Origin of the sequence: Nocardia sp. NPDC052316, assembly GCF_044547795.1 — a bacterium.
In the GTDB taxonomy this organism is placed as follows: domain Bacteria; phylum Actinomycetota; class Actinomycetes; order Mycobacteriales; family Mycobacteriaceae; genus Nocardia.
In genome coordinates, this window is sequence record NZ_JBIUBB010000007.1 from 617,552 (window position 1) to 631,619 (window position 14,068).

Genomic DNA, 14,068 nt, shown 5'->3' on the forward strand with positions numbered 1-14,068 from the left:
AACGGGAGTGCCGCCGCCCCAGCCCGCCGACGGCACTCCCCTCAGGCGCAGAGCTCTCTGGATATGATCTTCGGTATGGGCCGACCGGGCCCGCTGAGACCGAGATTGCCGCGATGCCTGCACACCCCGACCTGGCCGATGTGATCGAGGCCCTGCACTCGGACCTCGCCGAGTGGATGGGTTCGAATGCCCCGCCGAAGGTGTTCGACCGGTTTGCCAACGCGTTGGACGAGAAGTTCTCGTCGGTGACCACGGTCGGGCAGGTGATCGATCGGGACACGTTGCTGGCGGGGGTGTGGTCGGCGCGGAATGCGCAGCCGGGCTTCGATATCGCGATCAGCGGTGTCGAGGAGATCGCGCAGAGCGGCAGCATCGTCACCGTCCGGTTCATCGCCGAGAACCGGCTGGGCGACAGTCGAACTCGGCGGCTGGTCACCGCGATACTGCTCAGGACCGACCACGGGTACATGTGGCGGTCGGTCCACGAGACCGCCGCGGCCGCATGAGATCCAGTCACCTCGGAGCCGCTGTGCCGTCGCGCTACGGAACCTTCTCGATCAGCCGCATGACGCCGGTCAGCGTCGCCGCGTAACTGGGTTCGGTGGCGTACCCGGCCGCGGCCACCTCCCGGGCGAAGGCGTACGGATCGGCGGTGTGCGCGAAGGCCTTGGCGTAGCGCGGCGCGAGCAGTACCCGTGCGTGGCCGTCGAACGACTCTGCCGGAGAAGCGAACGCGCGGAACCAGGCCTTCACGACGTAGGTGTAGCGGCCGTCCGGGCGCGGCGTCACCGAGATGACCTCGGGGTAGCTCCGCACGTTCGGGGTGGCGTGCACCTCCGTGGTCGTGCAGAGCCTGCGCTGCGACTCCGGCACGCTCGGCGCGGCCTTGATTCCGAAGAAGTTGTTTCCGCAAGCTTTTGCGCCCCAGCCGGTTTCGAGCGCGGCCTGGCCGAGCGTGACCAGCCAGGGGATGCGGCTGCGGGTTTGGTTCGCTTGCGCGTGGGGGCGGTACTTCCGCACGAACTCGACGACATGCGCCGGAATGCGACCCGCAGGCTTCGGAACCGGTTTCGGTGTCGGTACGGGAGTCGGCGCGGCATTCCCGCCGAGGCCCGGAACCGGCCCGGCGAACAGCGGGCTCGGCGTCCGTGCGCCTTCCCAGCTGAGATCGACGTGGATGTGGTCGGTGTGTGGATTGCTGCCCCCATAGGGCCGCCATCCGTTGGCGCGGAACTGCCAACCCCACTGCCTGCGATTCCAGATGATGTAGGCCACTTGCAGTTCCACGGCGTTGGCTTGCAGCCACGCGAGGTAAGCGTCCACCTGCGCACGCTGCGCCGGGTCCGCCGCGTTGGCGTAGAGATCGATCGCCCGGCCTTCGCCGTGCAGCGACGGGTTACCGAATGTGGTGGCACGGCAGTTGAATGTGCCCGCCTTGCGTCCGGTCAACCGCTTCCACTGATCGGCCATCGCCCGCGCGCCGGGCTGCTCGCCCGTCGTGCATTTGGTGAAGGTGCCGCGACGGACGACGCCCGCCACGCGATCGGGCGTCCGCGTCGGCGTGGGCGTGGGCGTGGGCGTGGGCGTGGGCGTGGGGACAGGCTTGGGCGTTGGCGCCCCGCGGTTTCGGCGATACTGCCGAATGTGAGCAAGCGCGGCCGCATTGGCTTTGCCCGACATATAGGTCCACGTGTCCGGCCGCCCACGCACATCGATGTGCGCGAAATTCCCACCGATACCCAGGGCAATGTCGTTGCCACAGGCGTCGATCGCGAGTTCGGCGATCTGTAGCCCGGTCAGCCCGGCGATGCTGATGTCCGCGGCTTGCCCGCTGCAATGCCTGCTGAGCGTCGGCTTTTTACCGCGAGCACGGTAAACAGCCACGTTGCCCGCCCAGGAGCGGTAGCCCGAGCTGATCTTCACAGGCCGCCCGGCACGCTCGCGGATGGCCTGCAGGCAGCGCACGAGGGCGGGCGAGATACGCGCACGATCGGCGGGTCGCCCACCGCTGCTGACGAGCTCGCCGACGGTGAAGTTCGGCGCCAGCTTCTTCTTGCGCACCTGCGGGCCGGTGTCATAGAGCGGGAGGCCGGTGTTGTTCGGATCCCAATGCTCTTGACCAGCGGCTGTCGGGCCGGGCCTGGCGGTGAGCACGAGCCCGGAGGGGAACGCCTCGGCCTCGAAACCGGCTCCGGCGAAGGCTTCGTCGAACTCGTGCTGTTCGACCGCGCCGGACTCCTCGGCCTCGTCGACCACTTCGTCTCCGAAAGCCTCGGCGTCGATGTCCTCGGAGTCCACCTCGTGGTCGTATTCGGCAGTGCCCGGGTAATTTTCGCGGACAGGCCACTCGGCATAGGTCGTCATGACTCCGCCTCCGATCGCGTCAGTGGGTGTTCTGGTAGACCACGGTGCGGCGCTGTCCGGGCCGCGCGGGTGCCGGTGCGGGCGCGCGCGCCCCGAGATCGGCCAGGGTGACCACCGTGCTGCCGCTGGTCCAGAAGTTCTTCGCCTGTCCGCGCGCCACGAGCTCCACGCACGCCGCGTGCGCGCATTGGCTCACGCCCGGCCGCGCGGGATGGAATTCGTAGTAGTCGAGCATCGAGATCTCGATCCGGGTGCCCGGCTTCTTCCGCCAATCCCTCGCGACGGGCGGCAGCACCCGCCACTGCACGCAGTCGATGGCGCCGTAGGCGAATTGCAGTTCGCTGTCGCGGTATTCGCTCTGTTCGATGCGGGTTACGCCGGACGTGCCGCCGCGCGCGATCGACTTACGAATCTTCTCCCGCACGCCCGCCGACCGCTTGATCATGTCGGCTACATCGATGGTGACCTCGGTGCCGCTGGCGCCGAGGAAATGGGCGAACAGCCGCGCCGCCAGCGGACCCGCGGCCACCACCCGCGCCATCGCGAAGATCGCCACATCGCGGGGATCACCGAACGCGCACGCGCAGTCGACTGCGGACTTCGGATCGAGACGATGCGTGGTCAAGCTGCAACGCTTGCGGAATCGCCGCTGCATCTCACTCCACGGCGCCTCCGGCTTGCAGTCGTCCTGCGCAGGCCTGCACTTTCCGAGGCTGCGGCGCGAGGGCTTCGCCGGGCACGGCGCTTCGAACGACTCGCTCTCCTTGCCTCGGCAACCGCACTCGTGCGCTGGCGATTCGCCGGGGTACTCCCCTGCTTCCCAGGCGGTTTCGCCCCAGTACTCGCCGTCGCCCTCCTGTGGAGTCCACAGCTCATCGCTGCTCTCGCCGGCCAGTACTCCCCCGCGCAGGTCGGCGGAGGCGTCGGCCAACAGCTGCCAGCCGAAGCGACGTGGAATGTCGTTGTGCGGCACTCTTGTTCGCTCGACCCGGAAGTTCGGCGAAGCCGCTCCCCGGATCGCCGCCGCAACCCGCTCGCTGGCCCGAGCCGTACCCTCACGTGGGCGATACAGCACACGCAACGCACCCGTGCCAGCCGCCATGCGCTTGCGCGCCCAGGCGATCAGCGCCGTCGGGTCGTTGTACAACGCGTCGAAGCTGTGTACCTCGTCAGGATCGGTATGGCCGAGAATGGCCATCAGCGCGGCGCCCCCGCCGGAGTGCGCGGTCAGGATCAGTCGGTTGCGTCGCACGGTGGTCCCGGTCGCGGCACCGAACCGAGCCAGCGCGTCGTCGATCAAGCGTTGCAGCGCACCAGGTTTGGTCAGAGCAGGGAAGGTGTATCGCGCCGGATTGCCCTTCGGCTGGTGATGGCCGCGCGGCAGGATCAGCAGGGTCGGAATGGTGCGCCCGACGACCGACGGCTTGGCCGGGTCGGTGAAATCCAGTCCGCTGATCGGCTTCTTGTGTTTCACGATGTTCATCGCCGCACCCTGGCCGGCGTAGCCGTGCAGGTGGACGACGACATCGACCACCGAGGGGTCGACCATGCCGTTCCATTCGACGAGCAGATCCGGTGGGGTGCCCGCGTGCGTGCGAAGCAGCGGATGGCGTTTGACGATCAACCGGCCGGGCGTCACCGTGGCCGGTGGGGCGTCCTCGTAATCGGCTTCCCCGTAGTCCGCCTCCTCATAGTCCGCCGCCTCATAGTCCGCCGCCTCATAGTCCGCCGCCTCATAGTCGCCGGCTTCGTAGTCGGCATCCTCGGAGTCAGCGGCTTCGTATCCGGCAGACTCGTAGTCCTCGGCTTCGTAGTCGGCATTCTCGTAGCCCGCGGCGCCGGTGTCAGCGTCCTCATACTCGGCAGCTTCGTAGCCCGCGTACTCGTAGCCCACGGCTTCGAGATCGGCGTTCTCGTAACCGTCGGCTTCGTACCCGGTGTACTCGTAACCCGCGGCTTCAGGATCGGCGTTCTCGTAACCGTCGGCTTCGTAACCCGTGGCTTCGGGTTCCGCATCCTCATAGTCGGCAGCTTCGTACCCGGCATCCTCGTAGCCAGCGGCTGCGAAGTCGGCATCCTCCGCCGCTCGGTCATCGGCATCCTCGAAATAGACGACCTCATTCTCGGCTTCGGGCTCCGCATCCTCCTGGCCGTGCGCGGCTCCATAGGTGTAGCTCTCGCCGGACTCCCCACCGGCGTAACCGGCTTCACCGAGGCCGGTGGCGGAATACTCACTCTGCCACCCTGTTTCGCCATCGTATTCCGTGTCACCCACATCCTCGGCGAACACATCTTCGCGAGTGGGCCACCCACCGGGATCAGGCGTCGACTCGGGCGAAGCGAAGATCGACGATTCGGCAACGGTACTCATATCAGGCTCCCTCGTTATCGCGCGGTGGCGAACGACTCGGCGTCCCAACGGCTCAGCGCCGGGGAGCGACTCGTCGATGTCCGTTCGTCACCGGGGCCGCCGGTGCGGTGGCGCCGGAAAGCACGCCTGCGGGCAGCAGTTTCGCCGGTTGCGCGGAACGGACCTGGTTCGTGCTGCGGCGCACGGTGACGGCGAGGTCCTTGACCCGCTCCCCCGTCGCCGACTGCCACAGGTCGATGATTCGGTTCATCGTCTGCGCAGGTCCCGGCCCCGGCACCCCGGTGGAGCGGTAGAGCAGTTCGGCTTGCGGCTGCTCGTCGAACACACCGAGCTCGATGGCCCACAGCAGGGGCGACACCAGGGACGCGAGTTCGAAGAGCTCACGAGCCTGACGAGAGGGGGCGACGCCGACCCTGGCGCCGACGGTGGCAAGCCGGTCGGCGGGGTTGCCGCCCGCGATGCCCGCGTTCGCGCTGAGGTCGCGCACCACCGCGCTTTCGTAGTCGACGGTGAGGTGGAACCAGTTCAGCAGGCAGGAGTAGCTGAACTCTTCGCGCGAGAGCATCCCGCCGAGGCGGCGCAGCCGCAGCATCTCCGCGAGGGTCTGGCACAGGTAGCCGATGTAGCTGGCGTCGGTCGGATTCGAGCCGGAGGTGTTGCGCTCGTTCTCGATACCGAGCCAGATCTGGCGCAGCAGTTCGTTCCAGATCTCGATGAACCGAATATTGCTCGCAGCGCCCGTGTCTCGCTTCCACGCCTGACTGTCGGCGCCGGGCGCGGGATGGGGCAGGTCGAGTCCGAACATGCGCCAGTACGCGTTTCGCCGGTTCACCCTGGCGTCCGGGCGCAGTTGACTGGTCAACCCACCCACCCGGAACAGCGGCGGATCACGGAAGAACAGCTCCTCGGTGGCCCGGACCCAGGTCATGGTCTCCACCGAGGGCGCGGGCAGTGTTTCACCGACGACATAGCGCCGCACCACTTCCGCGAAGATCTCGACCACGCCGGTGCTCTCCACCAGGTAGGCGTAGAACATGTGGTCCCAGAGCGGCACCACCTGCGGGTCGTTGGTGGGGTTGTAGCCGAGCGGCGGAGTGAACGGCGGTGTCCCCGTCGTCGGTCCGTGCACACCGGACTTGAACGATTCCCTGATGAGGTTGTCCGGGAGCTGCGTCATCCGGACAGCGGCCGGGTCGCCCAGCGGTACCTGGGTCTGGTTGAAGACCTTGGGCCAGCTGGTGATTCCGCCTTGCGCCCAGACCTCGTCCAGCCATCGGCTCAACTGCTCGGGGTGGAATGTGAAGACCGCGTCGGCCGGCGTGAGCGAGCCGGTGAGCGGGGGGAGCTTGGTAGCCAACTGTCGGAACATGGCGCTGCCTTCCTTAACTTGCTTGCGGCGAAACGGTGTTCGCGGCGACATGGACGCCGCCACCGGTGTCCAGCGGCGCGAACGTCACGAAGCTGACGAGCCGGATCCGCTCATGGCAGTCCTGGACCTGCACGGCGATCGCCTCGTGGGGATGCGCGAGGTCGAACGTGGTCGGCGTGTCACAGTCGCCGCCGTTGCCGCCGTCCCTGCTCTGCTGGTCGTAGACGTAGTGCACCTCGGGCGCGAGGTTGCCGCGGTGGATGACCACGACCCGCTCCGCGTAGCGCGGCAGCTTCCGCTTGAAGGACAACGTCTTGCGTTGCACGTCGACCTGAGCGGGCAGCGCTTGCGTCACCGGACCTTTGGACGAAAGGTTGCGTGATTGCAACGCGTACTGCAGCTCCGAGAAGATCGACAGCGTCAACTCGTTGCCGTCGTGGAGCGTGTTCGGCTCGGGGCTGTCGGGTTGCCGGTACTGCTGGAGTACGCCGGTGAACAACTGGATCAGCTGATCCACGTCCACCGTCGCCTTGCCTGGCTCGTTATCCATCTCGGTCTCCTATCTGTGCGTTCAGGCGGCGACGCGGTCGCCGCCACCCATCCGTCGCAGCCATGTCTCCATTTCCGATGGCGCGGTGGTCGATTCGAGACCGCGAAGCACGGTCAGCGCCAGGATTCGCATCGGCTCGACCCGCTGCAGGTGGGTCGAGGTGTACAGCGAGGCCCCTGCGCGATCGGCTAGCCGGGTGAGCTCGCCGGGCGCCACGCGCCGCGGGTCGGCCAGGGCCGAGAGCGGCACCCCGTGGAAGGCACGCATCGGCATTCGCGTGCACACATCGACGATCGCGGGCAGCAGCGGCATGCTGGCCGCCATGATCGCGGCGACATCCGACGGAGCTTGCGTGAGTGGGTGTCTGGACTGCCAGCGCGCGGCGAGCGCGTCCCATGGACCCTGGCCGAACCAGGCCCGGCACAGCGCGGCGTTGAACTGCACGCGCAGCGCGGAGACCGGATGCGGGTCGCCGAACGGCATCCGGAACACCTGGCTCGACGGACCGTCCACGACGGTCGCCAGGGCAGGCACCGGCGCGTAGCCGAGCAGGCAGAAGGCATAGACGTCGGCCGCCACCTCGGAGGCCCAGCTCTGCCACGCCTCCGCGGCGATCGGACTGTGCGGGGCGAGCGCGGCGTGCAGCGCGGCCGCCAATTCCCTTGTCCAGCCGGTCAAATGAGCGATCTGATGGCCGGTCTCATGGACCAGCGAGGTGGGCTGCCACAAATTGTGCCGCGTGATCTTGATGGCGGCGGCGGGTGAGAGCGAGGCGTCCCAGAGTCGGGCACCGGCCCGCAGGATCGAGGCGCCCATCCCCTTGTCGAGGTAGGTCAGCACCGATGGCGTGTCGATGCCCAACGGCCGCAACACCTGATCCATGCTGTGCACGGCCAGGGCGTCCAGCCCGCGCAGCACTGCGGCGAGGCGTGGATTGGTCCTGGTGTTGACCGCGTCGCAGTAGAAGTCGACCATCGCTTCGGCGCGGCTGTACCGGCGTCGCAGCGTAAGTAGCTCCGCGCGAGCGGTTTTCAGGTCGGACTGGCTCGTCGCGCCCTTGATCGTGAAGATCGTCCGGTCGGCCTGCGCGGTGAGCCTGCGCGCCTGCGCGCCGAGGCTCGCCCGGACACTGAGCCCGAGGTAGGACTCGAGCTCGCGCCAGGCCGCAGGCGACGCACTCACCTCGAGGTCACCCAGTGCCGCGCAGGCGCGCCGCCAGTGCCTCGCCTCGGCGGCGAGTGCGGCTGTCTCGGTGGCGAATCGGGCGTCCATCACTTCAGCCCGGGCGTCGCGACAACTTCAGGGGCGGGCAGCTGCGCCGAGTCCGCCTGGACGCCGGTGAACGTCACGGCCAGGGTGACCCCGTCGGCCGGATCGGCTACGGCGGCGGCGAATTGGGCGCCGCGCTGCGCGAGATAGGTGGCCAGGCCGGTGCTGGTCGCGGCGGTCAGTTCGCCCGCCAGCTTGGCGGCCGCGACCGGATCGGTGACCAGCTGCGCTTTCAGCAGCCGTCGGGCGATCCGATACTGCAGGCGCGGCAGGAAGATCTCACGCAGTGCCGACAGCACGGCGGGCAGATCACGCTGGCCGGCCGGCGCGGCCCGTTGCAGGCGGGCCTGCAGACCGCGAGCTCGTCGCTCGGACAGCTTGATCACGATGCCGAGGCGCTTCGTCGCCGGATCCCAGCGGACCGTCGTCAGCCTGCGTGGCCTGCGGGCCTTGCGGGCGGGCAGCTTCGCGACACGGACCCGGAAGTACCGCTGTCCGGGCACGGGCCGGTAGGCGCCCGGCGCGGTCCCGACCTTGCGGCGGCGCCCCAGCGCGGGTTCGCGAAGCAGCAGGCCGGCGGCCTCCGCGGTGAGCGGCTGGAACTCTTCGGCACCGGGATGCTCTGCGGCAGGCAGGGTTTCGTCGCGGGTCAGGTGGCCGAGCATGGTGCCGGGCAGCGTCTCGTAGAGGTCGATCTCCGCGTGCACGGGCCAGCGGTCGACGCCGCGATCGAGCAGGTACGTCTCCAGCGTGCCGCCGTCGTTCCAGCGCACGGCGCGTGCGACCTGCCGTGGGATCGGCATCGCGAAAACCCTGGTGTACTTGCGGAATCGGTAGCGCGGCTTGGTCGAGCGCGGCATCATCACCCAGAAGCCGCCCTCCTCGGCGGTCTCGCGTTCGGGCAGGTCGGCGCGCAGCAGCCGGTCCGGCAGGTAGGCGGCGGCCGACTCGGCGAACGCGCGCTGCACCGCGGCGCTGACCTGCAACGGATCGGCGAGGGCCTCATCCGGCAGTTCGTCGAGCACTCGCGTCACCGTCGCCTCGACGGCCGAGGCCAGCGCCTCGCCGGGGATCGTATCTTCTTCGTGGCCTGCGGTTTCCAGGCCGAGCGCGGTGAACCCGACGCCGACCACCGCACGGGCGATCATCACCGACGGGTCCTGCCCGGCGATCTTTCCGATGATGCGCGCGGCGTCCGGGCCGACCATGCCCTTGATCAGCTTGGCCAGCGGCTGCGCGATCAGATTGACCAGTTTGGCCCGCGCACCGGTGACTTTCAGCCCCAGCTTGAGCAGCGGCCGGATCGCCAGCACGGCGGGGATGAACTGCTCGATCTCCGCGATCGGCTCCTCGGACCCGGTGTAGGCGCTCAATTGTGCCGCGAGTCGGGCGCGGGCGTCGTCCAGCTCGGCGACCGTATTGTGTTCCGGCTCTTCGGCATCGGCCTCGTCGAACTCGTCCGCGCCCGCCTCGTCGAACTCGTCGGCCTCGTCGGCGTCTTCCGCGCTGAACATCGCGAAGAGCTGCTGATCGAAGGCCTCCGACATTTCGGCGGCGGTGCCGAATTCGTCGGCGGCCTCGTCGGCCTCGTCCGACGCTTCGTCGGCGGCCTCACCGATGCCGAGGCGCTTGGCCAGGATCGGCACCAGCGGGCGGATCTCGGCAGGCAGGATTCGGGTCAGCGGGTTCAGCAGCTTGGCGACCACGCCTTTGAGCAGGGAAAGCCCGATCTTCTTCAGCCGCGCGAGCAGGGGCCCGATGAGATGCTTGCCGATGGTCTGCAGGCCGCTCTTGATGGTCTTCAGTCCGCTCTTGGCAATGCCGATGACGCCCTTCACCGGATTCTTCACGAACCCGATCGCCTGCCGGACCTTCTGCTTGATGACCGACTTCACCTTGCGGACGATCTTGCCGAGGAAATTCTCGAACACCTCCGACCCGAGCGCACCGGGCGTCTCCAGGGAGTCGAGCAGTTCATCGAGTTCCTGCTCGGCGAGCCCGTGCAGATCGGCGTTCTCCAGTCCCCCGGCGAAGTTGTCGATGGTGCGTTCCCACTCGGTGATCAGCGGCGCGATCCACTCCTGCAACGACTCGCGGCATTCGGCCTCCGACGGCGTCATCGACCACTGCTGAGCGTCGGCGAGCGCACGGGCCGCACCCGCGTCGAGCAGCTGCTCCAGTGCCTCGGTGAACTCCTCGTCGTGCAGGGCCTCCAGGAACTCGGTCGCCAGCTGCGACTGCTCGTCGGCCGCCGAATACTCGCTCTCACCGAACGGAGATTCGGTGAACGAGTAGCTTTCGAACGGCGACTCGTCGAACTCCGCGGCCGACTGTTCGACCGCTTCATCCACCGCCTCACCGAAGGGCGAGAGCCCGGAGAAGGGCGAAACATAGTCCTCGGTAGCACCGCGAGACTCGGTGTAAGAGTCACTGCGCATTGTGGTCACCTCCGCAAACGACGGGCGTTTCGGATCACTGTGCGTGGCCATAATGTGCGCGAGCGTCAACACTTTGTCTCATTGTTCGCAGGATTGTCGTGCAGCTCGGCGAGCAGCTCGCCGACGCGGGTCAGCGACGCGTCGATATCGGCGAACACCCATTCCTGTCCGGCGCCCACCGCGCCGGCACCCGTCAGTACCCGGATAATCAGTCGCCCGCGATCACGCCAGGCCCGCACCACGATGGTCTTGCTCTCGGGTCCACTCACCGGAACACCCTCGCGCGTGGCCATACCAACTCCCGTCAACGCCGCGTGGGCGGTGTTGACGCGGCGTTGACGCGCGCGCAGCACCGCGTCGGCACGCTGTGTCGACCGGCCACATCCCGGCCGGTGACCGAGGGAGGCTTCGATGCGGCTCGACATCTGTTTACTCGGCGGATTCGCACTGCGGGTCGACGCGAATCACGTTGCCGTACCGCAACATTCGCGCCGCGTGCTGGCCTATCTGGCGCTGGACCAGATCGCCGAACCCGATTGCGACCGCGGGGTACTCGCCGAGCGGCTGTGGCCCGACGCCACCGCGGATCGGTCGCGGGCCAGCCTGCGCACCGCGCTGTGGCGGATCCGGCAGGCCAGCCCCGCGCTGGTGCACGGGGCGGGCGGCCGAGTGCGCCTCGGCGCCGACGTGCGCGTCGACGTGCACGAGTTCCGCGGGAACGCCGAGCGGATGCTGGCCGCGCAGCAGGACTGTCCGCGTGACCGCGCCGCGTTACTGGCGCGCACCAACGATCTGCTGCCCGGCTGGGACGAGACCTGGCTGCTGCTGGCGCGGGAGCAATTGCGGCAGATGCGGTTACACGCCTTGGAGGTGGACGCGCGCAAGCTCGCGGAGCGGGGACGCTACCCGGAGGCGATCGATGTGATGCTCGCGGTGGTCGCCGAGGAGCCGCTGCGCGAGTCGGCGCAGGCGGCGCTCATCGAAGCGCACCTGTGCGAGGGCAATGTGGTGGAGGCGCGCAGGCAGTTGCGCATGTTCACCGACCTGCTCTGGACCGAGCTGAGCATCCGGCCCTCGCCGGAACTGTTCGGCCGGGTCGGCATGGTCGCGCCGCCGCCACCCACGCCGCGCTCAGTCAATGGTCATGTCGCGCTGCGCAATCGACGCTTGCTCGCGCACCCGAGTGCCTGACGCCGGATGCGAGCGGCGGGCGTGTACCGACGCCAGTATCGATATCCGGGTGCCGCGTGCGGGCACCAGCGCGGCGGGTAAGCGCGCCGACACCGTGCGCCAGCGGCCCGGGGCGAGATCGAAACCTACCGTTGCCGTCTGCGCGGGGAAGAAGTCGGCGGGGTAGACGGGCGGTGTCGCCGTCGCGACTCGGACGGTGAAGGTGACGACGAAGTGTCGGCACGGTCCAGCCTTCGCGCCGTTGCGCACGCGGGCGTGAATCCAGTTGTCCTGACCGGCTTTCGGGTCGACGTGTGCGGCGATGCCGTCGGCGGCGCGGCGCACCCACAGTGCGGGGGCGGTGACGAATTCGATGCGCGCGTCGGGGGTGGGCTCGGCGAAACCGTAGACGAATCGGTGGAACGCGTCTACGAGATCCGTTGCGCCGGAGAGAGCAATAAGATGCCGCTCCAATTCCCCTGTACTGAGCGGTGTTCCACGTCGGGAGCGGTATAGCTCGCCCATCGACGTGCGCAGCCGGTCGGCGCCGAGCCGCTGCGCCACACCGCGGAAGAAGCGACTGCCCTCGTCGTACGCCGACGCCGGTGTGGTGCGCTGAAATGGCTTGCGCGAGCACAGCTCCACCGGCGGCAGCGTGAAATCGAAGGGCTCGGTGCGGGTGTCGCCGTCGTCACGGAAGCTGGTGTACGCCTCGTCCCACCAGCCGTCGGACTGCGCTGCCGGGCTGATGCCGCGAGCGAACCAGGAGTGGAACACTTCATGGCCGAGCGCACCCGCTGACGTGGTTGCCGCACCGGCATACTCCATGCCACCACCGGCACCGTGGAAGAAGCACACGAACCGGTCGGCGGGGAATGGGCCGTAGGTGGTTTCGTTCTCCGCGAGCAGCGTGCCGATGCGACTGTTGAGTGCGGGTAAATTTTCGGGCCCGCCAACGGGTTTCCACGTCTCCACCGTCACCGAGCGCCGGGAAACCGGCAGTACCACGGTCGACGACCGATACAGCAGCGCGTCGGACGGGCGGAGTTCGAGCAGCGACGACATGGTGGTGAACCAGTCCGGGAAACGCACCGACCATGCGTTCACGCCGACGACGGTGGCCGAACCATTGGTGATCAGTGAATGCGCGGTTGTGGTGCCGGTGATCCGTAGTTCCAACGTCCACGGAAACTGGTCGAAAGGCAGGTTCGAGGGGAACCACGCTTCGAGATATCGGCCCGCGAACAGGTCGGACATGCCGAACGACCAGCGGATCCGCCCCTTCGACCCGTGCAGCACCGGCGGGTAGGCGCCGCCGAGGTCGGCGGCCGGTGTCGCCAGCTGGTAGGTCAGGTCGAGCCGGTGCGCCGATCCCGCCGCCTGCTCGACCCCGACGAGCCGGATCGAGCCGTGTGCTCCCGCGCCGACCTCGCGCGGGGCGATCTTCGCGACATCGAGCCGCACCCCGTCGAGCAGGCAGGTCCGCACGGTTTGCCGCAGGTCGAAGATCGGCGATCCGGCGTGCGGGCCGACTACGTAGTCGAGCGTCGCCTCGACGGTGCCGGCGCCGGTCGCCGCGTCGAGAGTGACCACGGCACGCAGGTCCCGGATGTGCATCGGCACCGCGCGCAACCCGCCGACCCGCGTCGGAGGGGGTGCGTTGGTGAAATCGGCCGACATCGTTTCAGCATGCGGCGGTGGCGTGGTCGCCGCCGTCAATACCGCGTAGTCGCGGCGTACCCGACGCGGTGCCCGAGTTCCACGGACGGGCGCAGCTCGAGTTCACGCCACAGCGTGGTGGCGAACAGGTCGAACTGCCTACGAGCCTCGGCCGCGTTGCCTTCGCCCAGGTGGGCGTCGATGAGAATCGCCTGGGCGGATTCGCGCAGTGGTTCCTCGGCGACAACGCGCAGTATCAGGTCGATGGCCTCCGGATACCGGCTCTGCTCGCAATACCTGCGCGCGACGGCCTCCACCGTGTGCAGCCGCAGCAGCCGCACCTGTTCACGGCACAACAGCAGCCAGTCCTCGTCCCAGCCGGGCAACAGTTCGGCCGCGGTGCACAGCATGCGCACGTGCGCCGCCGCCCGCTCACCACCCGACAGCATGGCCTCGGCGCGGCGCCGGAACCGGTCCACGTCGACCTCGACGTGATCGGCCAGCGCCACCCGGTCCGCATCCCCCGCCAACAGCTCCGGCCCAGCGCGGCGGATCCGCCACAGCGCCGTCCGCAGGCTGGCCGACGACCGCTCCGGCGACGAGTTCTCCCACAACCGCTCCGCGAGCACTTGCCGCCCACACTCCTCCCCCGCCATCTTGCGCAGCGCGAGATAGGCGAGCACCCGTTGCGCATGCACCGGCAGCACCACTTTCGCGCCGGCCAGCCGCAGCTCGAACCCACCGAACAACGCCAGTTGCGCAGTAGCCTGCAGCCCCGCGCCCGCTTTCCCGCTCACGCACACTGCTGCCCGTGGACCAGCCGAGCCAGGCTGCGCCCACCCCATAGTCGCTGATTTCGCTACCCACATATCCCACGT

The 14,068-nt window shown here is 68.4% G+C and carries 11 protein-coding genes; 2 read left to right on the forward strand and 9 right to left on the reverse strand.

Annotated features, from left to right (window positions below):
* Positions 1 to 113 precede the first annotated feature (113 nt).
* Positions 114 to 506 (forward strand): hypothetical protein, encoded by a 393-nt coding sequence (locus ACIHA7_RS34295; protein ID WP_397295438.1) that lies wholly within the window; start codon positions 114 to 116, stop codon positions 504 to 506.
* Positions 507 to 540: 34 nt separating this feature from the next.
* On the opposite strand, the gene ACIHA7_RS34300 is transcribed toward ACIHA7_RS34295, so the two are convergent.
* From ACIHA7_RS34300 to ACIHA7_RS34330, 7 genes are all read right to left on the reverse strand, one after another.
* Entirely contained in the window at positions 541 to 2,364 is a 1,824-nt protein-coding gene (locus tag ACIHA7_RS34300; RefSeq protein WP_397295439.1) for a glucosaminidase domain-containing protein, read from the reverse strand.
* A gap of 19 nt (positions 2,365 to 2,383) precedes the next feature.
* The gene (locus ACIHA7_RS34305) at positions 2,384 to 4,735 is read right to left on the reverse strand and encodes a hypothetical protein (RefSeq protein ID WP_397295440.1); all 2,352 of its coding nucleotides are present in this window, start codon (positions 4,733 to 4,735) and stop codon (positions 2,384 to 2,386) included.
* Positions 4,736 to 4,787: 52 nt separating this feature from the next.
* Positions 4,788 to 6,104: a hypothetical protein gene (locus ACIHA7_RS34310; protein WP_397295442.1), complete on the reverse strand. Its 1,317-nt coding sequence runs from the start codon at positions 6,102 to 6,104 to the stop codon at positions 4,788 to 4,790.
* A 13-nt stretch (positions 6,105 to 6,117) separates the two neighbouring features.
* Positions 6,118 to 6,654 (reverse strand): hypothetical protein, encoded by a 537-nt coding sequence (locus ACIHA7_RS34315; RefSeq protein WP_397295444.1) that lies wholly within the window; start codon positions 6,652 to 6,654, stop codon positions 6,118 to 6,120.
* Between the two features lie 21 nt (positions 6,655 to 6,675).
* On the reverse strand, positions 6,676 to 7,926 hold the full coding sequence (locus ACIHA7_RS34320) for a hypothetical protein (RefSeq protein ID WP_397295446.1): 1,251 nt from the start codon (positions 7,924 to 7,926) through the stop codon (positions 6,676 to 6,678).
* Positions 7,926 to 10,361 (reverse strand): hypothetical protein, encoded by a 2,436-nt coding sequence (locus ACIHA7_RS34325; protein WP_397295447.1) that lies wholly within the window; start codon positions 10,359 to 10,361, stop codon positions 7,926 to 7,928. Before ACIHA7_RS34325 ends, ACIHA7_RS34320 begins: the two co-directional genes overlap by 1 nt.
* A gap of 65 nt (positions 10,362 to 10,426) precedes the next feature.
* On the reverse strand, positions 10,427 to 10,630 hold the full coding sequence (locus ACIHA7_RS34330; RefSeq protein WP_397295449.1) for a hypothetical protein: 204 nt from the start codon (positions 10,628 to 10,630) through the stop codon (positions 10,427 to 10,429).
* A gap of 142 nt (positions 10,631 to 10,772) precedes the next feature.
* On the opposite strand from ACIHA7_RS34330, the gene ACIHA7_RS34335 reads away from it, so the two are divergent.
* Positions 10,773 to 11,552: a BTAD domain-containing putative transcriptional regulator gene (locus ACIHA7_RS34335; RefSeq protein ID WP_397295451.1), complete on the forward strand. Its 780-nt coding sequence runs from the start codon at positions 10,773 to 10,775 to the stop codon at positions 11,550 to 11,552.
* Here ACIHA7_RS34335 and ACIHA7_RS34340 read toward each other — a convergent pair.
* A complete protein-coding gene (locus ACIHA7_RS34340) occupies positions 11,493 to 13,211 on the reverse strand; it encodes a hypothetical protein (RefSeq protein WP_397295453.1) in 1,719 nt (572 codons plus the stop codon). The genes ACIHA7_RS34335 and ACIHA7_RS34340 overlap by 60 nt on opposite strands.
* A gap of 35 nt (positions 13,212 to 13,246) precedes the next feature.
* The gene (locus ACIHA7_RS34345) at positions 13,247 to 13,987 is read right to left on the reverse strand and encodes a BTAD domain-containing putative transcriptional regulator (RefSeq protein WP_397295455.1); all 741 of its coding nucleotides are present in this window, start codon (positions 13,985 to 13,987) and stop codon (positions 13,247 to 13,249) included.
* Positions 13,988 to 14,068 lie beyond the last annotated feature (81 nt).